At 42.5% G+C, this 26,948-nt stretch carries 28 protein-coding genes and 2 riboswitches; of the genes, 27 read left to right on the top strand and 1 reads right to left on the bottom strand.

Translation table 11 applies throughout. The features are described from left to right. Positions 1-80: 80 nt before the first annotated feature. From MHI27_RS16640 to murB, 15 genes are all read left to right on the top strand, one after another. A complete protein-coding gene (locus MHI27_RS16640) occupies positions 81-1,463 on the top strand; it encodes an amino acid permease (protein ID WP_076283591.1) in 1,383 nt (460 codons plus the stop codon). 26 nt (positions 1,464-1,489) lie between these two features. Beyond that, on the top strand, positions 1,490-2,779 hold the full coding sequence (locus tag MHI27_RS16635) for a WD40/YVTN/BNR-like repeat-containing protein (RefSeq protein ID WP_405174236.1): 1,290 nt from the start codon (positions 1,490-1,492) through the stop codon (positions 2,777-2,779). A gap of 241 nt (positions 2,780-3,020) precedes the next feature. Continuing rightward, positions 3,021-3,197 carry a hypothetical protein gene (locus tag MHI27_RS16630; protein ID WP_179085723.1) on the top strand — a complete coding sequence of 59 codons (177 nt, stop codon included), beginning with the start codon at positions 3,021-3,023 and terminating at the stop codon, positions 3,195-3,197. Positions 3,198-3,388: 191 nt separating this feature from the next. Further along, positions 3,389-3,781, top strand: a complete 393-nt coding sequence (locus MHI27_RS16625) for a DUF2500 domain-containing protein (protein ID WP_042194012.1) — start codon at positions 3,389-3,391, stop codon at positions 3,779-3,781. Positions 3,782-3,994: 213 nt separating this feature from the next. Beyond that, positions 3,995-4,426 (top strand): cell wall hydrolase, encoded by a 432-nt coding sequence (locus MHI27_RS16620; RefSeq protein WP_076283592.1) that lies wholly within the window; start codon positions 3,995-3,997, stop codon positions 4,424-4,426. A 125-nt stretch (positions 4,427-4,551) separates the two neighbouring features. Then, positions 4,552-5,013, top strand: coding sequence for a spore coat protein GerQ (gene gerQ, locus MHI27_RS16615; protein WP_076283593.1), 462 nt, complete (start codon positions 4,552-4,554; stop codon positions 5,011-5,013). Positions 5,014-5,324: 311 nt separating this feature from the next. Then, positions 5,325-6,641 (top strand): hemolysin family protein, encoded by a 1,317-nt coding sequence (locus MHI27_RS16610; protein ID WP_042188644.1) that lies wholly within the window; start codon positions 5,325-5,327, stop codon positions 6,639-6,641. A 159-nt stretch (positions 6,642-6,800) separates the two neighbouring features. After that, a complete protein-coding gene (locus MHI27_RS16605) occupies positions 6,801-7,553 on the top strand; it encodes a thioredoxin domain-containing protein (protein ID WP_042188642.1) in 753 nt (250 codons plus the stop codon). Then, complete coding sequence (locus tag MHI27_RS16600) at positions 7,550-8,014, top strand: disulfide oxidoreductase (RefSeq protein ID WP_042128176.1); 465 nt, start codon at positions 7,550-7,552, stop codon at positions 8,012-8,014. Before MHI27_RS16605 ends, MHI27_RS16600 begins: the two co-directional genes overlap by 4 nt. A 197-nt stretch (positions 8,015-8,211) precedes the next feature. Beyond that, a riboswitch (cyclic di-AMP (ydaO/yuaA leader) is annotated at positions 8,212-8,370 on the top strand. A 123-nt stretch (positions 8,371-8,493) separates the two neighbouring features. Then, positions 8,494-10,311: an APC family permease gene (locus MHI27_RS16595; protein WP_076298722.1), complete on the top strand. Its 1,818-nt coding sequence runs from the start codon at positions 8,494-8,496 to the stop codon at positions 10,309-10,311. A 202-nt stretch (positions 10,312-10,513) separates the two neighbouring features. Further along, positions 10,514-11,521 (top strand): ABC transporter substrate-binding protein, encoded by a 1,008-nt coding sequence (locus tag MHI27_RS16590; protein WP_405174235.1) that lies wholly within the window; start codon positions 10,514-10,516, stop codon positions 11,519-11,521. Between the two features lie 221 nt (positions 11,522-11,742). Further along, positions 11,743-12,798, top strand: a complete 1,056-nt coding sequence (locus MHI27_RS16585; protein ID WP_405174234.1) for a FecCD family ABC transporter permease — start codon at positions 11,743-11,745, stop codon at positions 12,796-12,798. Next, positions 12,798-13,832 carry a FecCD family ABC transporter permease gene (locus MHI27_RS16580; RefSeq protein ID WP_405174233.1) on the top strand — a complete coding sequence of 345 codons (1,035 nt, stop codon included), beginning with the start codon at positions 12,798-12,800 and terminating at the stop codon, positions 13,830-13,832. The genes MHI27_RS16585 and MHI27_RS16580 overlap by 1 nt, the downstream gene beginning before the upstream one ends. 75 nt (positions 13,833-13,907) lie before the next feature. Continuing rightward, positions 13,908-14,708 carry an ABC transporter ATP-binding protein gene (locus tag MHI27_RS16575; RefSeq protein WP_042188632.1) on the top strand — a complete coding sequence of 267 codons (801 nt, stop codon included), beginning with the start codon at positions 13,908-13,910 and terminating at the stop codon, positions 14,706-14,708. A 151-nt stretch (positions 14,709-14,859) separates the two neighbouring features. Next, complete coding sequence (murB, locus tag MHI27_RS16570; protein ID WP_405174232.1) at positions 14,860-15,771, top strand: UDP-N-acetylmuramate dehydrogenase; 912 nt, start codon at positions 14,860-14,862, stop codon at positions 15,769-15,771. A gap of 60 nt (positions 15,772-15,831) precedes the next feature. On the opposite strand, the gene MHI27_RS16565 is transcribed toward murB, so the two are convergent. Beyond that, positions 15,832-16,167 carry a hypothetical protein gene (locus tag MHI27_RS16565; RefSeq protein ID WP_076283600.1) on the bottom strand — a complete coding sequence of 112 codons (336 nt, stop codon included), beginning with the start codon at positions 16,165-16,167 and terminating at the stop codon, positions 15,832-15,834. Between the two features lie 213 nt (positions 16,168-16,380). Between MHI27_RS16565 and MHI27_RS16560 the strand changes: the two genes are divergently transcribed. The 12 genes from MHI27_RS16560 to MHI27_RS16505 all read left to right on the top strand — a co-directional run bounded on the left by MHI27_RS16560 (position 16,381) and on the right by MHI27_RS16505 (position 26,920). Next, the gene (locus MHI27_RS16560; protein WP_405174231.1) at positions 16,381-17,229 is read left to right on the top strand and encodes an ABC transporter ATP-binding protein; all 849 of its coding nucleotides are present in this window, start codon (positions 16,381-16,383) and stop codon (positions 17,227-17,229) included. After that, entirely contained in the window at positions 17,226-17,912 is a 687-nt protein-coding gene (locus MHI27_RS16555; RefSeq protein WP_076298719.1) for an ABC transporter permease, read from the top strand. The genes MHI27_RS16560 and MHI27_RS16555 overlap by 4 nt, the downstream gene beginning before the upstream one ends. Before the next feature lie 74 nt (positions 17,913-17,986). Then, positions 17,987-18,030, top strand: a riboswitch (PreQ1 riboswitch). Positions 18,031-18,193: 163 nt separating this feature from the next. Beyond that, positions 18,194-18,667, top strand: coding sequence for a preQ(1) synthase (gene queF / locus MHI27_RS16550; RefSeq protein WP_042193989.1), 474 nt, complete (start codon positions 18,194-18,196; stop codon positions 18,665-18,667). Positions 18,668-18,696: 29 nt separating this feature from the next. After that, a complete protein-coding gene (queC, locus tag MHI27_RS16545) occupies positions 18,697-19,359 on the top strand; it encodes a 7-cyano-7-deazaguanine synthase QueC (RefSeq protein WP_405174230.1) in 663 nt (220 codons plus the stop codon). Then, positions 19,359-19,841, top strand: coding sequence for a 6-pyruvoyl trahydropterin synthase family protein (locus tag MHI27_RS16540; protein ID WP_405174229.1), 483 nt, complete (start codon positions 19,359-19,361; stop codon positions 19,839-19,841). The genes queC and MHI27_RS16540 overlap by 1 nt, the downstream gene beginning before the upstream one ends. Next, positions 19,834-20,556 (top strand): 7-carboxy-7-deazaguanine synthase QueE, encoded by a 723-nt coding sequence (gene queE, locus MHI27_RS16535; protein ID WP_405174228.1) that lies wholly within the window; start codon positions 19,834-19,836, stop codon positions 20,554-20,556. Before MHI27_RS16540 ends, queE begins: the two co-directional genes overlap by 8 nt. Before the next feature lie 127 nt (positions 20,557-20,683). After that, the gene (locus MHI27_RS16530) at positions 20,684-21,208 is read left to right on the top strand and encodes a cysteine hydrolase family protein (protein WP_042188616.1); all 525 of its coding nucleotides are present in this window, start codon (positions 20,684-20,686) and stop codon (positions 21,206-21,208) included. Further along, a complete protein-coding gene (locus MHI27_RS16525; protein WP_262495755.1) occupies positions 21,209-22,027 on the top strand; it encodes a VanW family protein in 819 nt (272 codons plus the stop codon). A gap of 81 nt (positions 22,028-22,108) precedes the next feature. After that, the gene (locus MHI27_RS16520) at positions 22,109-23,245 is read left to right on the top strand and encodes a zinc-dependent alcohol dehydrogenase (protein ID WP_405176756.1); all 1,137 of its coding nucleotides are present in this window, start codon (positions 22,109-22,111) and stop codon (positions 23,243-23,245) included. Between the two features lie 141 nt (positions 23,246-23,386). Then, positions 23,387-24,301, top strand: a complete 915-nt coding sequence (locus MHI27_RS16515; RefSeq protein ID WP_405174227.1) for a DMT family transporter — start codon at positions 23,387-23,389, stop codon at positions 24,299-24,301. A 32-nt stretch (positions 24,302-24,333) separates the two neighbouring features. Further along, positions 24,334-25,179, top strand: coding sequence for a bifunctional 2-polyprenyl-6-hydroxyphenol methylase/3-demethylubiquinol 3-O-methyltransferase UbiG (locus MHI27_RS16510; RefSeq protein WP_042188610.1), 846 nt, complete (start codon positions 24,334-24,336; stop codon positions 25,177-25,179). A 241-nt stretch (positions 25,180-25,420) separates the two neighbouring features. Then, positions 25,421-26,920 (top strand): sugar ABC transporter ATP-binding protein, encoded by a 1,500-nt coding sequence (locus MHI27_RS16505; protein ID WP_405174226.1) that lies wholly within the window; start codon positions 25,421-25,423, stop codon positions 26,918-26,920. The last annotated feature ends 28 nt before the right edge of the window (positions 26,921-26,948 follow it).

Here is a 26,948-nt window from a genome sequence, read left to right as displayed (position 1 = left end):
GCATTACCCCATTTTGGGCATACTTAATAGAAATTCTCTAATCAATTTGACAACAAGACTAGACAGGAGAGAATGTGAGAATGGATTTATTTCGCAAAAAACCGCTAATCGCACCTTCAAACTCGGGTGCAACCAAGTTAAACAAAACACTTGGTGCGCTGGATCTAACCATGTTAGGTGTAGGAGCGATTATTGGTACTGGTATTTTTGTAATGACAGGAGTAGCGGCAGCAGAACACGCTGGTCCTGGCCTTGTCATTTCATTCCTGTTAGCCGCGTTTGCTTGCGTGCTGTCAGCCCTTTGTTATTCAGAGTTTGCATCGACCATCCCGGTCTCCGGAAGTGCCTATGCTTATAGTTATGTAGCTTTTGGAGAATTACTCGCTTGGATTTTGGGTTGGGACCTTGTGTTAGAGTATGGCGTTGCAGCAGCTGCAGTAAGCAGTGGATGGTCAGGCTATTTGCAGGGACTTTTAGAGGGCTTTGGTATCCATATTCCTACAGCACTATCCGGGGCGTATAATGCGGAAGCAGGTACCATTATTAATTTACCAGCAGTAATAATCATTTTACTAATTTCCTACTTACTAACTCGGGGAACTAAAGAGACTGCTCGTTTTAATGCGATTATGGTCGTTATCAAAATAGCTGTAGTGCTTTTGTTTATCGTAACTGGATTTTTCTATGTTAAACCAGAGAACTGGACTCCATTTCTACCCTTTGGCTATCAAGGTGTTGTAAACGGTGCGGCAACTGTCTTCTTTGCCTATATAGGTTTTGATGCGTTATCGACTGCTGCAGAAGAAGTAAAGCAGCCACAGCGTGATTTGCCTATAGGGATTATTTCATCCCTTGCTATATGTTCTGTATTGTATATCCTAGTTTCACTTGTATTAACAGGTATTATACCGTATACGGATCTCAATGTTAGTGATCCCGTTTCTTATGCGCTTCGTGTTGTAAATCAAGATATGATAGCGGGCCTAATCTCTGTTGGAGCTATTGCGGGAATGACCACCGTACTGCTCGTAATGCTGTTCGGTCAAACCCGACTGTTATTCGCAATCTCACGTGATGGCCTTCTACCACGAGGATTGTCTAAGATCAATGCTAAAACACAGACACCTATTCGTAGTACGTGGATGGTTGGGATCATTATAGCTGTATTAACGGGCTTTATTCCTTTGGATCGATTGGCTAACTTAACAAGCATTGGAACACTGTTTGCCTTCTTTGTCGTTTCTTTGGGGGTAATTGCCCTGCGTGTTATTCATCCCAATATGAAAAGAGGGTTCAGAGTACCCTGGGTACCCTTCATTCCATTGCTAAGTGCGGCAACATGCGGATATTTGATGTATAATCTAGGAAGTGAGACATGGATTGGGTTTCTGATATGGACGAGTCTTGGACTTCTGATCTATTTTCTATACGGCTACCGTAATAGTAAGTTAAATCATAAATAAGATTCCAATTGAGAGGAGAGAGGGCATTGACATCTAGAACCGCTGGATTGAAAACTCTAAGAATGTTTATGATGCTATTTTTTTTAGCGTGGATAGTCTCAGCATGTTCTTCACCACCACCGGAGCCTTCTCCACAGCCACAGCCTACAGAAGCACCGGAAGAAGGACAGACGATTACTCTGATTACACCACCAAGTAACGATACTAACAAAGAGAGTGGCCCGAAATATCAGGTTCAAACTCGAATTACGGGTTTTCATCTGCTTAGTGAGACAGAGGGCATGGTATGGGGTGTAACAAAAAATGAACTTCGTTTGTACGTTACCCATAATAACGGGGCGACCTGGGCTAATATTTCTCCTGCACCCAATGTGCAGTTCCTGTCCACACCTGTCTATGGAAAAGGTATCTTTTTTACTGACTCTAATCATGGTTGGATTATAAGAAGTGCTTTTGGTACAACAGAGAATATAGTGCTACGAACCACAGATGGAGGGAAAAGCTGGAAAATCTCTTCATTAGGTGATGATAATAATGTATCTTCCGTTTATTTCAATTCACCAACACAGGGATGGCTAATGACCTCTGCGAACGCTACTCCTAATAAGGAAAGCAAGGCGATTTATTCAACGTCAGACGGTGGGGCCACATGGGAAGAAGTGATGCAGAATGAACAGTATAATCCGAACCTTCCCAATCATTCGATCCCGTTCACAGGTGTAAGTACTGGAATGATCTTCAAGAGTCGTGTAGAAGGATTTGTGACTTTGCAGACCGGTGCCCTTCCTAAGATCTTTATAACTAAGGACGGTGGTCAGAGTTGGAATCCAGGACAGTCTTTTCTGGTAAATGAACAACTGGAAAGCTGTGACAGAGTCATTACTGGCAAACCAGAGTTCTTCGATGCTAGTAAGACTAATGGTTGGATGTCTGTGGGCTGCCAAAATGATAAAGATAAGACGATTACTTACCATGGTTACTTTACCGCTAATGGTGGAGATAACTGGAAATTTACACCATTTGAATTAAAGAGTCCAACCGGAGGGAATCATCAGAGCGCTCCGACGTTTCTGAATTCGCAAGTTGGTTGGGCCATTATTGGTGATACTCTTTACCATACCGCTAACCAAGGGAAAACTTGGCTCCCTCTAAAGGAGAGCAGTGTTCTGCAGTCTAAGCTTGAGGAATATCCTGAGACGATTAAGATGCAGTTTATTTCCACAGAGGTGGGATGGCTTTTACTTGAGAAAAAAGAACAAAAACGCTCGCTCCTCTTACAAACTACAAATGGTGGGATTAGTTGGCGTGTGATGTAAAGTGAAGTGAAGCTGTTTCAAAAGTAGAGGATAATACTTTTGAAACAGCTTTTTTTGAATAAGAATGAACTTCTAAATCAATATGTTTTTGATTGATTGAATATAAGGAAAAAACTTAATTAAAATTTTCTTTATAGATGTGAAAAAAATCACATGACATTTAAATGATCGTGTGATATATTTAACACATAGAACAAGTTCAAATTTTCACAAACTTAACTTTCGAATAGGAGAGATTACAATGAAAACTTTTGAAACAGATTATATGACAAGAAACCTGCTGCAACTTTGCTACAACTGTGATGACGCTCACCTGTGTGAAACGGAAGAACAATGCAGAGCATGCTGGGCAGACAATGGTATGTTAGATGTTGAGACTGACGAAACGAAGCAATTGCTAGACCTCGTTCATGCTTAATCTGATCACTCGAAATTATGATTAAAGACCACTCGATTTCTTGATTTCTAAGAAAACGAAGTGGTCTTTTTGCATGAAGTCTCACTAATTTAATGCTTTCTGGACTAGAAGAGGCATATACATGTACAGAAGTGCCTGAAGTTAAGTTAAGGGTTGAATTAATGGGTATGAAGGGGGAAAATGTCATGGGAATGGGCCCGGATCTTTCATGGATGTTTGATTTCTCTGGAACAGTGATGCCAATTTTTCTCATTGTAATGGTTGGTATTCTTGCAGTATCAGCAGGCAGGGGTTTGCTTCAATGGAGCCGGAACAATAGCTCACCCATGCTAACCATCCCTGCCCGTATCGTCAGCAAGCGGAGTGAAATAAGACAGCAGCAGGTTCAAGAAGATAATGGTTCAAGTCGTACGAGTACAACCTACTACTTAACGTACGAATTGAATGGGGGCAGTCGAATTGAATTTAAAGTAGATGGCCATGAATATGGAATGAGTGCAGAAGGCGATAAAGGCATGCTTACTTATCAAGGAACCAGATATCACGGATTTGAGCGACAACCACAATACTCCACAGCGGAGTAGTCATTAGCTATACATTCATTCTTAAACCATTCTTCTGTTCCATTCAACGGAGCAGAGAGAATGGTTTTTATTTGCGGACTATTAAGAAGCTAACGGAAAGCAAATGGCTTTAAAATTAGGTTGGAACTGTCACCTCTTGGGCTAATGCACATACAATACACCATGCAGTTAAGAACGAGGTTGTTAACGAAGCAACCCCAAGGAGGAGACAGCGTGGCCGTCATCAAAACGAACTCGGAAGATGTGAAGGTGCTAGCGCGGTTGATGAGAGCGGAAGCTGAGGAAGATGGAGATCTCGGTATGCTTATGGTCGGCAATGTTGGTGTCAACCGGATTCTTGGCAATTGCCTTGATTTTTTGAACATTCGTAATGTGAATGACATGGTCTATCAAAGTCCAGGAGGATTCGAAGCCCCGCAGAAAAGCTACTTCTATCAACGAGCAAGAGAAGCAGACATTCGTCTTGCTAAACGTGCAATTGCAGGTGAAAGAACATGGCCAGCGACCAATGCTTTATGGTTCTTCCGTCCTGTAGGAGATTGCCCTCCAACCTGGTATAACCAACAAAACACAGGCCGCTTTAAAGCTCATTGCTTCTTTACTCCGACTGGAGAAGATTGCCCGGCTGTATTTATTGGTAATTAACAGGGTAACTGTGTAAAAGAGAATTACTCATTATTATGAGTAATTCTCTCAGTAAGCTAGTGTAAAGGTTCTTTTGTGTCCAAAGGGAGCAACTGCTCCGATAAACATTTAGGAGGTTTCATTAAATGATCGTTCAACCATACCGTCCCGTCACTTATACTATTGGTAGTGTTTCTTCTTCAGGTATGCAAATGCCAATGTCTACAGGAATGCAAGGAATGCAAGGCATGGGTAGCATGCCGCCACAAGTTAGCAGCGGAAGTCCGATGACACCAGGAGGGGTTGTAGTTCAAAACCCACCTCAACAGTTTGAACAATCGTATATCGAAAATATTTTCAGACTGAATTTAGGCAAAGTAGGTACATTTTATTTTACTTATGAAAATAACAAAGAGTGGAATGCCAAAGTTTACAAGGGTGTGCTGGAAGCTGCGGGCCGTGACCACATTATTATTAGTGACCCAGTAACTGGTCAACGTACTGTATTACTTATGATTTATTTTGATTATGCTACATTTGATGAGCCCCTTACTTACCAGTACCCTGGAGTGATCGGTAATCCTCCAACAACAAGAAACTGTCGCTAATCAAGTCCTTATATTTCTGGATGAACCCCAACACTTAACGGTGAGGGGTTTTCTTTATACATACTGATATTTTGGAATAATAAGGGGAATAAAGACCCATTTTTTTTCGAAAGGACACGCATGCTTGCGGTTTGCCCCAATATATTAATATAATAAAGTATATATTCAAAAACGTGATTCCAGACTGGAGATGAAACCATTGGGAAATTGATACTGAAAGGAACAACTGGCAAGCTTCTTGCCGATACTCTGAAAAAACGAAGGAGGTGGGCCTATCCATCCGTACGGAGAATGATGGATAGGATTATAAATTGAGCGACCCTTTACCCGGTATATTACACGTAGGTCTTATTATTCTGTTGGTATTATTAAATGGATTTTTTGTTTCAGTCGAATACGCAATGGTGAAAGTACGAAGCGGTAGAATTGATACCCTTATTGAAGAAGGTAGTAAAAAAGCTTTAAAAGCGAGAAGCATCGTACGCAACTTGGAAGGTTATCTATCCGCCTGTCAGCTTGGTATTACATTGGCTTCACTTGCGCTAGGATGGTTGGGGCAACCCGCTATAGCTAACCTTGTTGGGCCCTTATTAGGAAGTATAGGTTTTGGAGTAACCGCTGTTAATGTTGTATCTTTGATTATTGCTCTAATGTTTATCACTATCTTGCATATCGTACTAGGAGAACTTGCACCTAAGACTATTGCAGTTAACAAGGCTGAATCTGTCCTTTTGCTAACATCTGGGCCGATGAATGTGTTTTACAAGATCATGTATCCAGTGATTTGGATCGTAAATGGGCTGGCACGTGGTTTATTACGGATCTTCCGTTTATCCCCTGCTTCAGAGCTGGGAACGGCGCATACGGAAGAAGAAATCCGTATTATCATGCAAGAAAGTAATAAAAGCGGCTTTATTGATAATACCGAAATGGCGCTGGTTGACAATATTTTTGAATTTGTGGACACAATGGCCCGTGAGATCATGATTCCTCGAACAGAAATGATTTGTCTGAATAATCATCTTTCAACAGAAGAGAACCTTGAGATTGCTTTTGATGGAATGAGGACGCGTTACCCAGTCTGTGATGGTGATAAGGATCATATCCTAGGCTTCATTCATATCAAGGACTTAATTAGGGATCGTGAACAAAGCTATAATAAATTGATTCGTCCTATACTAACCGTACCAGAATCTATTCAGATTAGTGCTTTGCTGAAAGTCATGCAGCGCGCAAAGACACAAATCGCCATTCTGATTGATGAGTACGGTGGAACATCAGGAATGGTTACGCTGGAAGATATCATGGAGGAAATTGTAGGAGAAATTCAGGATGAGTTCGATGAAGAACGTCCTGGTGTTGAGAAGCTGGGGGAGGATGAACACTCCATCGACGGCTTGATGCTTATTGAAGAGATCAATGATCTTTTGGGGCTCCATATGGATACTGAGGATTATGATACGATAGGCGGTTGGCTGTATTCTAAATTGGAGGTTAATCCACCTCAAAAAGGACAGTCTGTAGAATTTGATGATCATCTGTTTATTGTGGAAGAAACGGATAATAAGCGGATTTCTCGAATTAAGCTGCTGAAGTTACAGCTATTGACTGAAGAAGCTGGTGCATAACGAACTTATTAGTAATATTAGGACACAGTGCTATAGCGCTGTGTCTTTTTTACAGCGTTTTTACAGTATTGTTTGCCAAAAAGAGATTAAAAATTATATAATTTTAAATGTATATGATAAAAACTACATTAGTCCACAGAGGACAGAAAGGAACTTTCCTTGAGTAAACCTAATAAAAGTACAAGCGTTCCCCAGCTTAGCAAACAAGAGAAACGGCGGGTAGAACAGGAGCAGCAAAAGCAGAAGACGAGAATTTTAATTATTAGTTCAATAGCTTTAGTAGTCATCATTTTTGTTGGATTGTTTATGTTAGCTTCGAAAGATGCCGCAAAAAATGCCACTTCGGGAGAACCAGTAGCATTCAATTACAGTGAGCTACCTAGAGTCGGTAAAGAGGATGCACCTGTTAAAATTGTTGAATTTGGAGACTTAAAATGTCCAGCGTGTTCCCAATTTGCAACTTCAGTTAAACCGAAAATTGTTCAAGATTTTGTCAACGAGGGAAAAGCAGCGCTCTACTTTGTAAATATGGCTTTCGTTGGTCCAGACTCTGAAACTGCCTCACTTGCTGCATTATCTGTTTACCATCAGAATCATGATGAATTCTGGAAGTTCTATGATGCTGTATATGCTCAGCAAGGTGATGAGAGCGAAGAATGGGCGACTGAAGATTTCTTAGTAAGCCTTGCGGAGAAAGAGAAGTTAGCTATCGATTACGAACTGCTTCGTAAAGATATTAAGGATCGTACGTATGCAGATGAGCTGAATAAGGGTATGCAGTTAGCTAGTGAAGCTGGGGTGACGACTACACCATCCCTTTATATCAATGGAGTAATGACTGCGGATCCATTTAACATTGAAGCGATTTCAACTGAGATTAACGACGCCGCAAAAGCTGTGGAGGCAAAGTGACAAAGTTCCTATCTTTTTGCAAGCGTAACTGCCTGTATCTGGCCTGGTTCGTCTCTTTAGTTGCTGTTGCTGGTAGCTTGTATCTGAGCGAAGTATTGAAATATGAACCTTGTAAGCTTTGCTGGTTCCAGCGAATTTTTATGTATCCTCAGTTATTCCTCTTGGGAATTGCAACCTTTCGAGGGGATAAAAGGATTATCCCATATGTACTTCCACTAAGCTTGATTGGTGGCAGTATCTCGATCTATCATTATGCGGAGCAGAAGATTCCTGCGTTAAGTAAAGTGCTTCCTTGTACAATTGGTGTTCCTTGTAATAAGGATTACTTGAACTTTTTTGGATTCATTACGATTCCTTTCCTTGCATTAATCGCTTTTGCTTTAATTAGCATTTTACTTTGGTACGGACGCAAGGAAGAAGAAGTGATGGAGTTAGATACAGAGGAAAGTTTAGGATTTTGATTTTTTAATTTTAAATGATCCGAAAAAATGTGAAAAGTGATTAAAAACACGATCCAGAGGGATAATTGAAGAGAATGAAAGAGAGCATCCAATAAGACGCTGTATTTGCGCTTACTGGATGTTTTTTCATTCTTTTTTCATTTTTTTCAACGCTTTACTGTATACACTTTGTAGACTAATATTAGACCTTGTGAGAAGTTGAATATGCGCTGAATTTTCTTAGGAAAAACGGGGGAACCAAACTTGGCATATGTGCCAATGGGGTGAATCGGAATGGGTCGATTAGACTTATACCGTAGGGCTAAACCACAGCCCGAATCCGCCAGCTAACCTCGTAAGCAAAGGTGGGATAATGACCATGCATAGCATGCGGATCATTTCCGTATGCTATTTTTAGTGTCTGCATTTATGAAATCCACCAATGAAAACAGCGCGCGGAAATTCCGTTTCAGCTCCCAAAGAAAGGAACTGTATCCACCATGGTAAGCAAGGTAAAACGACTATTGATCGGGCGTCCGATGAAGTCGAACGAACTCGATCATGAAAAGTTATCCAAGGTTAAAGCACTGGCTGTCCTGTCTTCTGATGCGCTCTCGTCTGTAGCCTACGGAACGGAACAAATTTTGATTGTACTGGTGGCTGCGGGGTTTACTGCCATCTGGTATTCCCTGCCAATTGCATTAGCCGTATTGGGCCTGCTGGCCATCCTGATTTTATCCTATCGGCAGACGATTTACGCTTATCCTCAGGGAGGCGGAGCTTACATCGTTGCCAAGAGTAATCTTGGTGTTCCGACGGGGCTCTTAGCAGGAGGGTCTTTGTTAGTGGATTACATTCTGACCGTAGCTGTTAGTGCGTCGGCAGGGACGGATGCGATCACATCGGCTTTTCCAAGTCTTCATAATCACACCGTTCTTATTGCAGTATCAGTTATTATTTTACTTACTTTGATTAATCTTCGCGGAGTTACAGAATCAGCTTCATTCATCGCAATCCCAGTGTATTTGTTTGTAGTGTCGATTGTAGTGTTGATTATCTCCGGTATTATTAAATATGCAGCAGGTGGCGTACATGCGAATGTCCCTGAAATTGGCTCTGCTGTTTCTAATGTTAGTTTGTTTCTACTATTAAAAGCCTTCAGTTCTGGCTGTTCGGCACTTACGGGTGTAGAGGCTGTATCTAATGCCATTCCAAACTTTAAAGCACCAGCTGAAAAGAACGCAGCCAAGACCTTAATGGTTATGGGGGTTATACTTGGATTTATGTTTACAGGTATCACACTACTGGCGTATTGGTACGGCATAGTGCCTGATGAAAAGGCAACGGTTGTTTCACAGATCGCTGAATCGACCTTTGGCCGCGGAACCTTATATTTTTTCATTCAAGGTATCACAGCAGTAATTTTGTTCTTGGCAGCTAATACAGCTTACTCAGCGTTCCCGCTGCTCGCATTTATGTTTGCAAAAGATAAATATATGCCACATGCTTTTATGGTTCGTGGAGACCGTCTAGGTTTCTCTAATGGTATTATTTTTCTAGGTGTTCTGTCTGCTGTGCTTGTAGCTGCATTCCACGGAAATACAGAAAGCTTGATTCCACTTTATGCGGTTGGTGTATTCATTCCTTTCACATTGTCACAGCTAGGAATGATGGTTCATTGGTTTAAAACAAAACCAGCGGGATGGAAAAAAAGATTTGTTGTAAATACCATCGGTATGCTGACTACATTGACGATTACGCTTATTTTTATCATCACTAAATTCTCAAGCGTATGGATGGCTTTCATTTTCTTACCTGCTGTAATGTTCGTGTTCCACCGGATTCACAAGCACTATTTGAACACTGCAGATCAGCTTCGTATATGCCCGAGTACAGATAAACCTTTGATTAAAGGCAGTACGGTTGTTGTTCCTGTTGCGGGTGTAACACGTGCTGTACTACATTCCATCAGCTATGCCAAGTCTCTAACGGATAATGTTGTAGCCGTGTATGTTGGCTTTGATGAAGAGGACATTCAAAAAATGGAGCAACGGTGGGAGGAATGGAATCCGGGTGTACGCCTGATTGTACTTCGTTCCAGATATCGCAGTATTATTCGTCCGTTAGTGAAATTTATTGATACAGTGGAGTGGAAGACCGCAGCGACGGATCATATCACGATTCTGATTCCACAGTTTATAACTAAGCATTGGTGGCAAGCTGTACTTCATAATCAGACCAGCTTTTTAATCCGTTCGTATCTAATGAATTCAAAAGATGTTGTAGTTGCGACTGTCCCATATCATTTGAATAAATAATGGATCATTAAGGAGAGGCTATATCCGGAACGTTCGGAATATAGCCTTTTTTTGTATTTTTAAGAAGGAAATTATTGCAAATACACAAAATTTAAAATTTATATGTTGACATAGAGAATGAGAATCAATATCATTTAAAAGTGAGACTGAGGTAGTCAACACCTTTGAATAACATAGGATGTACACACTAGGAGGGTATTTAATGTTTTTGTTTAACAGAAAAAGATTTGGAAGCATGAAATTAACGATGATCGGATTAATGGTGATGATGCTATTCTTATCCGCTTGCGGTAATAATAATCCCGGTAACGCTTCAAACGCAGGAACAGACCAAGCGACGGCACCTACTGCTGAAGCTACAGAAGCTCCTGCAGCTCCTAAGACGTTAACGGATGCAATGGGACATGAAGTAACGATTCCAGCTAATCCACAACGTGTATTGGGTTCTTATTTGGAGGATGCTTTGGTGACTCTAGGTGTGACTCCAGTAGCGCAATGGTCCGTGACTAATGGTATTCAAGATTATCTGTCCACTGAATTGAAGGAAGTTCCTACGATCAGCTACGATCTTCCGCTCGAGGCAGTAACCAGCTTCGCTCCGGATCTTATCCTCATCCCATCGGAGTCATCTGTACAGAATGGTATCTATGACCAACTGAATAAGATTGCACCGACTTATGTGATTGGGGATAAGCTAAATCAAGATTGGCGTAAATCGCTACTCAAGATTGGTGAAATTCTGAACAAGACCCCTGAAGCAGAGAAAGCCATTAAAGATTATGAAGACAAGGCGGCTGCAGCGAAAGAAAAGCTTAAAGGAGCTATTGGAGATGAGTCCGTGGCGATTTTATGGTTGGTACAAAAGAACTTCTATATTGTAGACGAAACCCGCAGCAGTGGTGCTGTATTATATACAGACCTTGGTGTAAAGCTGCCTAACTTAGTAACAGAAATTCCTGTTGGTACAAGAGCTACTTGGAATCCAATTTCGCTAGAGAAGCTTTCTGAGCTGACAGCAGATCATATTATCCTTGTAAATAGTGATAAGACTGAGGGTTCGGAGATTCTGGACAGTGCAATTTGGGAAGGAATCCCGGCTGTAAAAGCTGGTAATGTACATGAAATGAGCTCAACAAGCAGTTGGCTATACAGTGGTGCTAACGCTGGTGGCAAAATTATTGACGATGTGTTAAAAAGTTTTGTGAAATAAAGAGTCGTAATTCACCATGAATGAGACTGATCATTTGGGTGAGGAAGGGCGTGCAGATCAAGTATCTTAGGATACTTAGATCTGCACCATTTTTTTATAAACCGTTCCTGTATTACTGAAAAATAACTCCTACAATTGTACAACCTAATTTTTTTTGCGATAATGAGAATGATTGTTGTTATCATATAGACCATTGTAACTATCGATTAAGGAGACGACTCATGGTTTCACCCTCAGATTTCGCACATCGTAATAAAAATGATACACAAAAAGCTCTACATACCCGACCGGCAGCTGCAATGGGTATTCTAGTGTTTGGACTCGCTGCCATTGCTTTTGGACTGGCACTTTCGGTCTCAGTGGGTGCGGCAGATATCAGGCTAGCTACGGTATGGGAAGCAATATTTCATTTCAATCCAGATGTACAAAAACATCAGGTGATAAGAGAACTGCGATTTCCACGCGCGATAGCAGGTGCTTTGGTCGGTGCTTGCTTCGCTGTAGCAGGGGCAATCATGCAGGGGATGACAAGGAACCCTCTTGCGGATTCAGGTCTGTTAGGCTTGAATGCGGGAGCAGGTGTAGCGCTGGCCATAGTTTTTGCTTTTGCACCTTCGATCTCATTCACTTCACTTATGTTGTTTTGTTTTATAGGTGCTGCTATAGCGTCTTTTATCGTATTTGGAATCGGGTCGCTATCTTTTAATGGCCTTACCCCTTTACGTTTGACGCTGGCAGGTTCCGCGGTTAGTGCACTACTGGTTGCTGTTAGTCAGGGCATAGCTATTCTTTTTAACTTATCCCAGGATATAGCCTTCTGGTTGGCTGGCGGAATGGGTGGGGCAAGCTGGACTCAGATCAAGATTATTTTCCCTTGGGTGTTCGTGGCATTAATCGCAGCGATGATGTTAGCGCGGTCTGTCACCTTGCTCAGCTTAGGAAGAGAAGTTGCAGTTGGTCTGGGGCAGCGGACAAGATTAGTACAGTTGGCATGTATGATTGTTGTAGTAGTTCTTGCCGGAAGTGCAGTCTCAATGGTTGGACCGATTGCTTTTATAGGACTAATTATTCCACATGTAACACGTTATTTCGTCGGAGTGGATTATCGCTGGATCATTCCTTGTTCGGCAGTTCTTGGGAGCGTATTGATCATCTTTGCGGATATCGCCGCTAGAATGATAAATGCCCCTTATGAGACGCCGCTAGGCGCATTAATTGCCATCATCGGTGTACCTTTCTTTATTTACTTAGCGAGTAAGCGGAAGGGGGAGCTGTAATGCACAGAACAACCCTTTCTCCCAATGATAATGAACGCCGTACACGTGCTATTACAGTGTTATCGCTCCTTGCCATATTGATCGTTGTTGTTTTTATTGTCAGTATGAATACAGGATTTATGCGTCTATCCCCACGGGAGGTATTACATACACTGCTGGGTGATGGAACTCATCAGCAAAAGCTTATTTTATTTGATTTCAGATTACCTCGCATCGTAATTTCATTGTTGGTTGGAGCGGGCTTTGCAGTGTCAGGCTGTATTTTACAAAGTCTCGCAAGAAATGCACTTGCCGAACCGGCTACGCTGGGCATAAGTGCGGGTGCTGGTTTTGCGGTAATCATTTTTATCTCGTTTTTTCCGGCTACAACAGCAGCTCCGGTATTTGTCTTGCCGCTCTTAGCGCTTGGAGGGGCTAGCTTAACCGCCGCTTTAATCTATATTCTTGCTTATAGAAAAGCAGATGGTCTATCTCCAACAAGGTTGATCCTTATCGGGATTGCAGTCGCTGCCGGAATTAACGCTTGCCAGCTGGTGTTGGCACTTCGGCTTGATCCTAATAATTATCAGTTTGTAGCGACTTGGATCGCCGGGAAAATATGGGGTGGCGATTGGAGATTCGTCCTTGCTCTGCTACCTTGGATAGCGATTCTGTTACCGTTCGCCTTCTATAAAGCCCGTATTCTTAATGTATTGAATCTAGGGGACCATACTTCAGTAGGACTTGGAATGCGAGTGGAGAACGAGCGTATTCTCCTTCTAGTGACAGCAGTTGCGCTTGCCGGCTCCTGCGTTGCTGTAAGTGGAGGAATTGGCTTTGTCGGCCTAATTGCACCACATCTTGCCCGCAAGCTTGTGGGACCCCGTCATCAGGTATTATTGCCCGCTAGTGCGTTGACAGGGGCGCTTCTTATGATTACTGCTGATACTATCGGCAGATGGGTGTTACAGCCTGCAGAAGTTCCAACAGGCATCGTGGTTGCGATCATTGGTGCACCTTACTTTTTATATTTACTCGCCAAATCGAAAGCATAATGCGTACGAAGCGAGTTTTACTATGTAGTTCATTCTAGGAGCATCGCTCCATAAAACTTTTAAGGAGTTGTTAACATGTCAGAACGTTTGAACACAGAAGAGTTAAGTATTGGGTATGCAGAGGCTACAATTGTTAAAGGGTTGAACTTAACTATCCCTACGGGAAAAATAACCGCACTAGTGGGCGCTAACGGTTCTGGAAAATCTACAATTCTTAAAACAATGGCCCGGATCATGAAGCCTAAGAGCGGCAGCGTAATGCTGGACGGCAAATCGATCCATAACTTTTCAACGAAAGAGGTAGCTCGTCAGCTTGCGATCTTACCGCAAAACCCAACGGCTCCAGACGGACTAACGGTCTCTGAACTTGTCAGCTATGGCCGTTTCCCGCATCAAAAAGGATTTGGCACAATGACAGCAGAGGATCGCAGCATTATCTCCAACGCAATCACTGTTACAGGTATGGAGCCTTTCCATGACCGTCCGATTGACCGCTTATCTGGAGGACAACGTCAGCGCGCTTGGATCGCTATGGCATTGGCGCAAGAAACTGACATTCTATTCCTGGACGAACCAACAACATTTCTAGATATGGCTCACCAGCTTGAAGTTCTACAGCTTCTGCAAAAGCTGAATGAGGAAGAAGGCCGTACCATTATCATGGTCGTGCATGATTTGAATCATGCTACTCGTTATGCACAGCATATGGTAGCTATTAAATCCGGTACTGTGGTTAGTGAAGGCTCACCTACTGAAGTTATGACACCAGATGTACTGCGGGAAGTGTTTGGAATTGAGGCAGATATTGTTCCAGATCCACGCACCGGTGTGCCGCTGTGCCTTCCTTACGAGCTTGCTGCATACAAAGCTGTGTAATCATAATTGAAAATCATACAACGAACAGGCTCCCGTCATTGACAAGGGAGCCTGTTCGTTGTTACAGTTGTGGTTGCCTACAAATCCATGATACCACTACTAAAAATAGATCAAGGACCATCATTTATACATGGTTAAAGGAGCATGAAACATGAATATTGACAAAATTCAAAATGACCTAGAGCAGCTAATGACTGCAGGGATTGTGAAGAGTCATGAGAACTTAAAAGATCACGTGTATACCAAAATGGGCGGTAAAGCTGATATTTTGGCAGCACCAGCTACTTATGAGGAAATTCAAAAGATCGTTACATATGCGGAACAGAATGGGATAAACCTTACGGTGCTTGGGAACGGCTCCAATGTGATTATCCGTGATGGAGGTGTGCGTGGAATAGTTCTGCAAACGGCAGGACTAACGGATGTGGGGATTCGAGACAATCTCTTATATGCGGAGTGTGGCGCTAAGATTATTGATGTTTCCAGATATGCGCTGGATATGGAGCTTACGGGTCTTGAGTTCGCCTGTGGTATTCCAGGAACGGTTGGTGGAGCGTTATACATGAACGCAGGCGCTTACGGCGGAGAAATTAAAGATGTACTGCATAGTGCACTGGCTATAACTAAGAGCGGACAATTAGTGACTCTGCAAGGGGATGAGCTGCAATGGGGTTATAGAAAAAGCGTGTTCGCAAGCGGTGAATACATCGTACTTGAGGCCAATTTTGCTATGACTTCTGGTGATGCATTAGCTATCAAGTCGAAAATGGATGAACTTACTTATCTGCGTGAATCCAAGCAACCGCTTGAGTATCCTTCCTGTGGTAGTGTCTTTAAACGTCCTCCAGGTCGGTTTGCAGGTCAGTTAATTCAAGAGAGTGGCTTGCAGGGAACAAGAATTGGTGGTGCTGAGGTATCCAAGAAGCATGCAGGGTTTATTGTAAATGCAGATAATGCAACCGCCAGCGATTACATTGGGCTAATTCACCATGTAAGAGAAACTGTGAAGGATAAATTCGGCGTGGAGCTTGAAACTGAAGTGGAGATCATTGGGGAAGAGTAACTATTAATTAGAAAGAGCCCACAGATTACTGTGGGCTCTTTTGCTGTCATTACATATGGCTTAATCCACTGAAAGGGTATATTTAGCTCTCTCAGTAGTTATTCCAGCCTTGCGATCACTTATGTCCTCAATCCGAAGCCCGTCAATAGCTAAGTCATAGGTGGAGTGTGGTAGCGATACTAGCTCACCATCGGCGTTTAAAGTGCTGCCAAATCCTTTTAATATTAATGCACTCCCAAGATAATCATCGATAACATCCTCCGCACTCCGAAACTCAACAGCCTCTAGATTAAAATGAATTTTATCCAGATCACGAAGCTCTTTCTTTTCAATTACAATAGTTTCATTCACATGACTGTTAATCCAGTCCATAAGTTTCTGTATACTTTGTTCCATTAGATGATCCCACCCTTACCTCGAAGATTATTATGTTTAAGTTACCCTTTTCTTAGGATTTGAATCCTTACTTTTGCCACATCTGAGCGGATTTGAACAAAGGAAGGTACTGAGGAATAGCGAATGTTACAGAATAGCAACAACAGAGATAATCCTCTACAACCAGAATAAGGATAGAAGAAAGTTAACTATTCTAAAAAGGGGGGAGTGTTATTGATTCAGCTAACTGAGGTCTCAAAATATTATCAGGAGAGGTGTGCAGTTGATCGAATTACTTTCACGGTGGAGAAAGGTGAGGTCTTTGGATTTCTAGGTCCCAATGGTGCAGGGAAGACTACAACGATGCGCATGATGACAGGGCTTCTTCAGTCTACAAGCGGAGAAATTTTAATTAATGGCATGAATATTTCACGTCATAAAAAAGAAATCCATGCTCAAATTGGTGTTGTTTTCGAGCTTCCGAACCTATACATGCGTAGTTCTATTCGAAATAATCTGGAGCTGTTCGCTGATCTGTATAGGGTAGCAGGAAATCGAGTGAATGAAGTCATGGAAACCCTCCAGCTGTTAGATAAGGAAAAAGCTAAAGTAAGCAGCTTATCCAAAGGCTGGAAGCAGCGTGTTTTAATCGCCAGAGCATTATTACATAAGCCTCAAGTGTTGTTTTTAGATGAGCCTACAAGTGGGTTAGATCCAAATTCAGCTTCACTCATACGTAATCACGTCAAGAGAATTCAAGAAGAAGGCACAACCATTGTCTTAACGACGCATGATATGTACGAAGCCGAGGAATTAAGCGTTAGAGTGGGCATCATGCACGCTGGTGCATTAGTGGCACTCGATGAACCGCATAGACTTAAGACCATTTATGGTAAACCAGAAATTGAAGTTAAATATCAGCAGGATGGTAAAGTGGTTATGAAATCCTGGCCGATTGCAGAAGAAGCTACTAAAGATCATATCTATCAGTTAATGTCTACGAATCAAATTCTAAGTATGCACAGCAAAGAAGCTTCGCTGGCAGATGTATTCGCTGCCCTGACGGGAAGTGAGCTAAGTTGAGTTATCAGATATGGAAGCTGTTTAAACATGAAAGTAAGGATATACTGGGTAATCCTGCGACTGTAATTCTAATAATTTTGCCTATATTTATGGCTAAAATCATCATTACTGTAGTGGACAAGAGCGGTTTGGACTTCATGCTTCTTTCTACATGGATATTATTTGCGCAAGTGATGGTTGGGATCATGATTACCGGCCCAGGATTAATTGAGGAGCGGGAGAGTAAGACTTATGATGCGCTGTTGATTACTCCGCTAAGCAGAGGCCAGATTATTACTGCGAAAGCTGGATCTGTTCTTGTTTTTTCTTTGTTATCACAGATGATTGTTTATGTACTAAATCAAGGTTTGACAATGGATTTACTCCCTTCCTTATTGTATATGTTATTGGGTGGAATTATCTTTGTGCAAGTTGGAATTATCATTGGTTTAAAGGTAAGTTCCTCCAAAAATGGTTCAGCCATCAGCTCCGCATTTATGGTTGTTTTTTTCTTAGTAGCTTCTGTGTACGTCGCTCTTCCAGAATGGACCTATCCGATCTTTGTTATTCTGCCAAGTATTGAAATCGTCCAGAATTTGAACAGTATTCTAAATGGAGAAGGAGTATTGCTCCTAGAAAGCCTGCTTTTACTCTTGTGGATTGTGGTGCTTTCGCTCTGGATTTGGAAGACGGGCAAAGCGTAGAACTTGTCAGAAGCAAATTACCGTGGTATAGTTCAAGACGCAATATGCATGAAGAAGAAGTCTGCACGGATTGTGCAGGAGAGGTTCGCGAACTCCCTCTATAAAAAACTAAGAGTATATTAAATCTTATAAGCGGATGCAGTCCTTAACCCGGACGTTGCTTCCGTTTCTTCTTAGTGGAGCAAAGTTTTCGAAATCTCGTTCTTCTTTCCATTACCGGCCAAGGCCGAAGGAAAAGAGAGGGGTTTTTTGTCGTGTCAGAAGGAAGATTGAAAGAGGAAATGCAAGAAGTCACTTTACTTGGTAATCAGGGAACGCAGTACAAGTTTGGTTATGATCCAGCTATTCTTGAGGTGTTTGATAACAAGCATCCAGGGCGTGATTATTTTGTTAAATTCAACTGCCCTGAGTTTACTAGCTTATGTCCTGTTACAGGCCAGCCGGATTTTGCCACACTGTATATTTCGTATATTCCTGAACAGAAAATGGTGGAATCTAAATCATTAAAGCTGTATCTGTTTAGCTTCCGTAACCACGGTGACTTTCATGAGGACTGCGTCAACATTATTATGAATGATCTGATCTCACTGATGGACCCACGATACATTGAGGTATGGGGCAAGTTCACTCCGCGTGGAGGAATATCTATTGATCCTTATTGCAACTATGGAAGACCGGGTACGAAGTATGAGGCGATGGCGGAGCACCGCTTAATGAATCACGACCTCTATCCGGAAAAAGTGGATAACCGCTAATCCCAACAAGTTGATAAGGAGAGATTAAGATGAACAAAAAAGCACTCGTCGTATTTAGCGGCGGACAAGATAGCACCACTTGCCTGGTTTGGGCAATGAAGCAGTTTGAGGAAGTGCAGGTAGTTACCTTTAATTATAATCAGCGTCATGCGGCTGAAATCGAAGTTGCTACAGAAATAGCAGCTAAGTTTAATGTAAAACAGCATATCCTTGATCTTGGGCTGCTTAATCAGCTGGCACCAAATGCACTAACCCGCCAGGATATTGATATCGTTGCTGGCGAAGGTGATGAGCTTCCTAGTACATTTGTTGACGGACGGAATCTGTTATTTTTGTCTTTTTCCGCAATATTAGCTAAACAATTGGGTTACTCCCATATCGTCGCTGGTGTCTGCCAAACGGACTTTAGCGGGTATCCGGACTGCCGTGATGTATTTGTGAAATCATTGAATGTTACGCTGAATTTATCTATGGACTATGAGTTTGCGATACACACTCCATTGATGTGGCTGGATAAAAAAGAAACGTGGAAGATGGCAGATGAACTTGGTTATTTTGATTATGTTCGCGAACACACATTGACCTGTTACAACGGTATTATTGGCAGTGGCTGCGGTACTTGTCCAGCCTGTCTGTTGCGTCAGCGTGGTCTTGAGCAATATGAGGCGGAGAGAATGGAGGCCGGTTCTTAATGCTTAACGAGGTTTCAGTCTGCAAAATATTTACGTTTGATGCGGCGCATCAACTAATTGGTCACAAAGGGAAATGCAGCAATCTGCACGGACATACTTATAAGCTCGAAGTAGTGCTTAAGGGCAAACCAGAGGCTACGGAAGGCCATTCAGACGAAGGGTTTGTTATTGACTTCAGTGATATCAAGACGACAGTGCAACAAAGCCTTGTAGACCGTCTAGATCATGCTTTTCTCGCTATGGGAAATGAACCTGTGTTAGAGACGTTAACGAATACGGGCTCCAAAGTAGCCTTGTTGTCTTTCCGCACCACAGTGGAGAATATGTCTTCATATATTGCCTACAAGCTTAAGCAAGCAGGGTTGCCTTTGTACTCGGTAAAGCTATGGGAGACTCCAACCTCCTGGGCAGAGGTGCTGGCTGAAGATGTTCCGGATGAAGGGCCATCCTACAGTTTATATGGAGGCTGTGACTGTGAGTAAGATTCCTGTAATTGAAATGTTCGGTCCAACTATTCAAGGCGAAGGTGCGGTAATTGGAGTGAAGACGATGTTTGTCCGCACCTATGGCTGCGATTATCGCTGTGGCTGGTGTGACTCTGCTTTTACTTGGGATGGTACTGCTAAGGATAAGGTTCGAATGATGACCTCGGATGAAATTATGAATGAACTTTTAGCTATAGCTGGAGATAATTTCGACTGTGTTACGATTTCAGGCGGAAATCCTGCTTTGATTGGTGACGGGATGGGCACTTTTATTAACCTGCTACATGAGCGCGGGATTCAAGCTGCAATAGAAACTCAGGGGAGTAAATGGCAGGAGTGGTTCAATGACGTGGATGTGCTGACAATTAGCCCTAAACCCCCAAGCTCAGGAATGACGACGAATTGGGAAATTCTAGATAACATCATGAGTAAAATGGAGAAACTGGGTCGTTCTATGCATAGCTTGAAGGTCGTAGTGTTTGACGATAAGGATTTTGATTATGCAAAAGACATTCACCAGCGATATCCCAATGTAAAGCTCTTTCTGCAGCCTGGGAATGATGATGTCACTGAAGAAGGCGACATTTCTGCTCGACTTTTGGGAAGGCTGGAATGGTTGTTTAATAAAGTAATCATAGACTCTGAGATGAATAGAGTACGTGTCCTTCCACAGCTGCATGCATTGATCTGGCATAATAAGCGTGGCAAGTAAAAAGTATTTAAATGTAATGGGTGTCTGCTCAGCAGATGCCCTTTTTTTATTGATTTAAGCCTTTAAATAGTAGATAGAATGTCCCATAATCTGGTATGATTTTCATAAAAGTTGTAGGAGGTACTAAATGGGAAATTCAACTGCACTATTAATTATCGATGTTCAAGAAGCTATGTTCTCCTATCCTGATCAAAAGCTGTATGATGAAGAGGGTGTAATGGAGAGAATTATTTCCCTTCAGAACAAAGCTAGGGTAGCAGGTACTCCAATAGTTTATATTCAACACACCGAGGATGAGGAATATACAAAAGGTACGCCCACATGGCAGATCAGTCACCGCATCACACCGCAGGAAGGTGAAGTTATTGTGGAGAAGCCTACTTGGGATGCTTTTCACCGAACCGAACTGCAAGAGGAGCTACAGAAGCTGGGGATCACGAATCTGGTGATTTGTGGGATGCAAAGTGAGTTCTGCCTAGATACGACAATAAGACGCGCATACAGTATGGGTTATAAGAGTGTTCTCGTACAAGATGCTCATAGCACCTTTGATAATGGGGTACTGAATAGTAGTGAGATCGTTAAGCATCATAATGCAGTAATCGGAGGGAGATTCGCCCAGTTACGAGCTGAAAGCGAGGTTCAGTTCTAGATGAGTACACCTCAGGCTGCCATGAAACCTATTCAGCGTTCTCGACTTAGACTATTTGCCGGAAAGCGATATTTTATTTGGAAAAGATATTTGAAATGGTGCACTAGCCGCAGCAAGGTGGCGAAGCAGCGCACTAGTGAAATTTTATCTAATGAAGTAATGACTCATGCTACACCGTTATTAAGAAGTCTACGGAATGTAGATATGGTGCTTCAATACAATAAAATAACCAATTTACGTCTGGCGATAACGAAGCTGGATGGGCTCATGGTGCGCCCGGGTGAGACTTTTTCCTATTGGAGAAGCATCGGTAAGCCCAGTAAGCGAAAAGGGTATCTAGAGGGGATGGTGCTGCATTATGGTGGCTTCCATTCTGGAGTCGGCGGGGGACTGTGCCAGTTGTCCAATCTGATCTACTGGTTGACACTGCATACACCTCTTACGGTTACAGAACGGCATCGGCACAGCTATGATGTATTTCCAGATGAACAGCGTACACAGCCATTTGGAAGCGGGGCCACCTGTTCTTATAATTATTTGGATCTTCAAGTGAAGAATAACACGAATCAAACGTATCAATTAAAGCTCTGGCTGGATGACAGCCATTTGCATGGGGAATGGAGATGCGATGAGCAGTCCCTTTATAAATATGAAGTGTACGAAAGTGATCATCGGATAAGCCTAGAACCATGGGGCGGATATATCCGTAGCAATAAGATCAGTCGAAAAATATTCACACGTACCGGCGACCTAGTTGGAGATGAAGCTGTAACGGATAACTATGCGCTTATGATGTATTCTCCGCTTCTTCATGGATAAGAGGATAAGGTAATGGGTTATAACATAGAAGACACGTTATCGTTCTATCCTATGCTATACTCAAAGGAGCGGCTTAACAGCATGAAAGCATTAACCTACCAAGGGAAGAAGAAAGTGAAAGTTAAAGAGGTTGCTGATCCGAAGATTGAGAAAAAGGATGACATTATCGTTCGAATTACTTCTACAGCGATTTGTGGCTCAGATCTGCACATTTTTAACGGTGAAATTCCAGGTATGCATGATGACTATGTTATTGGTCATGAGCCCATGGGCATTGTTGAGGAGACCGGTCCAGACGTAACTAAGGTCAAGAAAGGCGACCGGATCATTATTCCCTTTAATGTAGCCTGTGGTCAGTGCTACTTCTGCCAGCATGAGATGGAGAGTCAATGCGACAATGCTAATGACGCCAAGGATACAGGCGGATATCTGGGTTATTCCGATACTTATGGGGGCTTTGCAGGAGGGCAAGCCGAATTACTGCGGGTTCCTTATGGTAATTTCGGCCCTTTTGTCGTTCCTGAGGATGCAGAAATGGAAGATGAGAAAATTCTTTTCTTATCTGATATTGTTCCTACTGCTTGGTGGGGAGTAGAAAGCGGCGGAGTGAAGCCAGGGGATACAGTCATTGTTCTCGGCTACGGGCCTGTTGGTCTGCTTACTCAGAAGTATGCCTGGATCAAAGGCGCCTCAAGAGTAATTGCAGTTGATCATATTGGCTACCGTCTGCAGCATGCGAAGCTGACCAATAATGTCGAAATTTACAACTTTGAAGAGATTAAGGATATTGAAGCTCATTTGAAGGAGATAACACATGGGGGAGCAGATGTAGTTATTGACTGTGTAGGTTTGGATGCCAAAATATCTGCTTTGGAGAAAGTGGAAACCACTCTGAAGCTACAGGGAGGCTCACTCAGTGCATTTAGAATGGCCTCGGATATCTTACGTAAATTCGGAACTATTCAGCTTGTAGGAGTTTATGGGCTTAATTACAATATGTTCCCTTTGGGTCATCTATTTGAACGCAACATTACTTTAAAAATGGGACAGGCTCCAGTGATTCACTATATGCCTTTGCTTTATAAGATGATTAAAGAGAATAAATTTGATCCAACAGATATCATTACACATCGCTTGCCTATCAGCAAAGCGGAGCATGGCTATGACATTTTTAGTGAGAAAAAAGAGGATTGCATAAAGGTGGTTCTGAAACCTTAGCCTTTAAGAAGCATGAGCTCTCGTCAGAAATGACATTGCTTATGCTTTTTTTAGTGAAATCTAATGAAAATAGATGCATTTTTTCACGGTCTGCGTTAAATTAACATAAGTGACTTAAGATAGTGAAAGGACGCGTACCATGTGAAGCTTAAAAAACCGCCACTTCCTATTCCGATTTTAATGTTGATTGGGATTGTGGCCATCTCTTTTTCCGCCATTTTTATTAAGTGGTCAGCAGCGCCAGCATCTATACAAGGAATGTATCGGCTGTTGTTCACCTCGCTGCTGATGTTGCCTTTTGCAAGACCATACAGCGGAGCAGCGTTCGCTCTTCGTAAAAAAGACTGGATCATGCTAGTGCTCTCAGGCACTATGCTAGCTCTACATTTTTTGCTTTGGATGGGCTCTTTGAAGTATACTTCGGTAGCTAGTTCAACGATGATCATGGCGCTGGAGCCAGTGTTTATTATGCTGGGCGTTTATTTTTTGTATAAGGAAAGAACGGCTGTGTCTGCTATTCTGGGGCTGAGTATTGCTATTGGCGGAGTAGTGTTTATCGGCTGGGGAGATATTGGTATCTCTGCAGATAATCTTAAAGGTGATTTGTTATCGGTTGGAGGAACAGTAGCGGTAGCTGTGCATATGCTTATCGGTCAAAAGCTTGTAGTGCGCATGCCCTCATACCTGTACAGCTTGATAGTTTTCTTATCAGCGGCTGGTGTGTTTGCCATATACAATCTGATTATGGGGATTTCCTTTTTCAATTATCCTGCGAAAGAGTGGGGGATTTTCCTATTGCTAGCAGTGGTTCCTACGGTGTTTGGCCATATTTTATTTAATTGGCTGCTTCAGTATGTATCCGCAACTACGGTATCTATGAACATCTTAGGAGAACCAGTGGGGGCTAGTATCCTTGCTTATCTGCTCTTGGGTGAACAATTAACTGCGCTACAATGGGCAGGTGGACTTTCGGTTATGTTAGGACTTGGCGTATATTTGTACGCTGGAAGAAAGAAAACGATTCAGGTGGCAGATGCCATTCAGAATGCTTCATAACAGATATTTTAATCATAAAGGGGTCGCAAGGTATGGAAGAACAAGATCAAAATTTAGAACTGCATCCTGGAAAAGGCACTGCGCCAACGAGTGAGGAACTATGGAACGAAGACACGTACACAGCTTGGGTTGCTCGATTTGGTACACCGTCTGAGGCTGCAGCCAAGTTAATTAAGGAACCAAGTGCAAAGCTGTACCCGCTCTCTTCTTATTTTGGAGATGTACAGGGTAAAAAGATGATGAATCTCATGGGATCAAACGGAATGAAAGCAGTCGCGCTGTCATTACTTGGAGCGGACCTTACTGTTGCTGACTTCTCAGAAGCTAATGCGCGTTATGCAGCTGATCTCGCACAAGAAGCAGGTGTTCAGCTTAACTATATCGTATCAGATGTTCTTAAGCTGCCAGATCACGTGCTTGATGGTTCATATGATATCGTATTTGCTGAATTAGGAATTGTACACTACTTTACCGACCTAGCACCGTTTATGGAAACCGTCCGCCATTTACTTTCTCCTGGTGGGATTTTTGTTCTACGTGATTTCCATCCTGTGACAACTAAGCTTATATCCTCTAAGGGTTCTACAGCGAAGGTTCGTAAGCACAAAGTTAGCGGGGACTATTTCGATACGACATTGGAAGAAAAAAAGGTCTCGTACTCTAAGTATTTGCCTTCCACAGGCAAACCAATAGACGAACAGGAACATAGCGTTGTATATTGGCGCCGCTGGACGCTTGGAGAAATTGTAACAGCTGCTGCCAGTTCCGGGCTTGTGATCCGCCAATTGATCGAAGAACCCAATCTATCCTCGGATGTTTATGATAAAGGAATACCAAAGACATTCACCTTGGTGGCAGGAAAGGGTCAGAACCTGTAGGCTATTCGAATGTAAGGATCACAACTGTTATACACATATGAGCTGATCTAAAGGCTACTTCGTCCGTAAAAGGACGGTGTAGTCTTTTTTGCTTGATTCAAAACATAAAATTTTAAACTTTTTTACGGAGAATATTCCATTACATTGGAAACTTATAGGTAATACAATAATTTTACATTCAACATTTGAAAGCGATTACTTTACAAAAAGGCAATCATAAAGGATTTGAGGTGGATATGAAATGGACGAAGTATTACTACGAATGGCGGGGATTGATAAATTTTTTCCTGGTGTTCATGCATTGAATCAATGTCAATTTGAGCTGAAGCGTGGGGAAGTGCATGCCTTAGTCGGTGAAAATGGCGCAGGAAAGTCTACCTTAATGAAGATTGCAACAGGAGTCTATTCCAAGGATGCGGGTCAGATGTGGTACAAGGGATCTGAGGTGGAGATTGCTAATACTCGCGCTGCGCAGGAACTCGGGATTAGTATCATTCATCAGGAACTGAATCTAATGCCGCATCTTACAGTGGCCCAAAATATATTTATTGGTCGTGAGCCGCGCAAGGTACTGAAATGGTTCGTTGATGATCTGGAGCTAAATCGTAAGGTGCAGGAACTGTTTGATCAGATGAATCTAAAATTAGATCCGAAGACTTTGGTCTCAGATCTGACAGTTGCTAATCAGCAAATGGTTGAAATCGCAAAAGCTTTGTCCTTCAATGCGGAGGTACTGATCATGGATGAACCAACTGCAGCGTTGACAGATACGGAAATTAACGAGTTATTCCGTATGATCGAGCAATTACGAGAAAAAGGTGTAGGTATTATATACATCTCTCACCGCATGGATGAGTTGAAACGGATCACAGACCGCATTACAGTCATGCGGGATGGTTGTTACGTGGATACTGTTCGGACGGATTCAATAACCATTGATCAGATTATTAGCATGATGGTTGGTCGTGAACTGTATCAAACGTCGAAGCCAACACATTCGTTACAGACAGAGCAAGTCGTACTAGAGGTTCGAAACTTATCCAGTGGGCAAATGTTGAAGGATATCAGCTTTCATCTGAATAAAGGTGAGATTCTGGGCTTCGCTGGATTAATGGGCGCTGGACGTACTGAGGTTGTTCGTGCCGTATTTGGGGCTGATCCTATCGATAAGGGTGAGATTAAGCTGCATGGAAATACGGTTCGTATAAAACATCCTCATCAAGCCGTGCAGCATGGAATTGGCTATTTGTCCGAAGATCGCAAACGCTACGGGCTGCTTGTAGATATGGACATTAGCATGAATAATGCGATTGCTTCCTTCTATAAATTCCGTAATGTATTCGGATGGATGAGGGATCGGGAGATGCGAAAGTCCGCGGAGCAGCATGCGGAAGCACTAGCAACCAAGACTCCAAGTGTAAGTCAAAAAGTCAAATTCTTATCCGGTGGGAATCAGCAAAAAGTAGTTATCGGGAAATGGTTAACAAGAGATTGCGATGTGTTGATCTTCGACGAGCCAACACGTGGTATTGATGTAGGAGCGAAAAGTGAGATCTATAAGTTGCTTGATCAGCTAGCAGGTGAGGGAAAAGCGATCATTATAGTCTCTTCAGATCTCCCAGAGATTCTAAGAATGAGCCATCGCATTATTGTCATGTGTGAAGGACGTATAACTGGTGAACTACTCGCAGAAGAAGCATCGCAAGAAGCGATAATGAAATATGCGACGATGCGTTCATAATCGTTCAAGAGTTTATCGGAGGTGTCAA

The organism is Paenibacillus sp. FSL H8-0261, from assembly GCF_045040645.1.
Classification (GTDB): Bacteria; Bacillota; Bacilli; order Paenibacillales; family Paenibacillaceae; genus Paenibacillus_AQ.
Note: the sequence above shows the minus strand (reverse complement) of the source record. Positions and strands in the feature narration are given on the sequence as shown.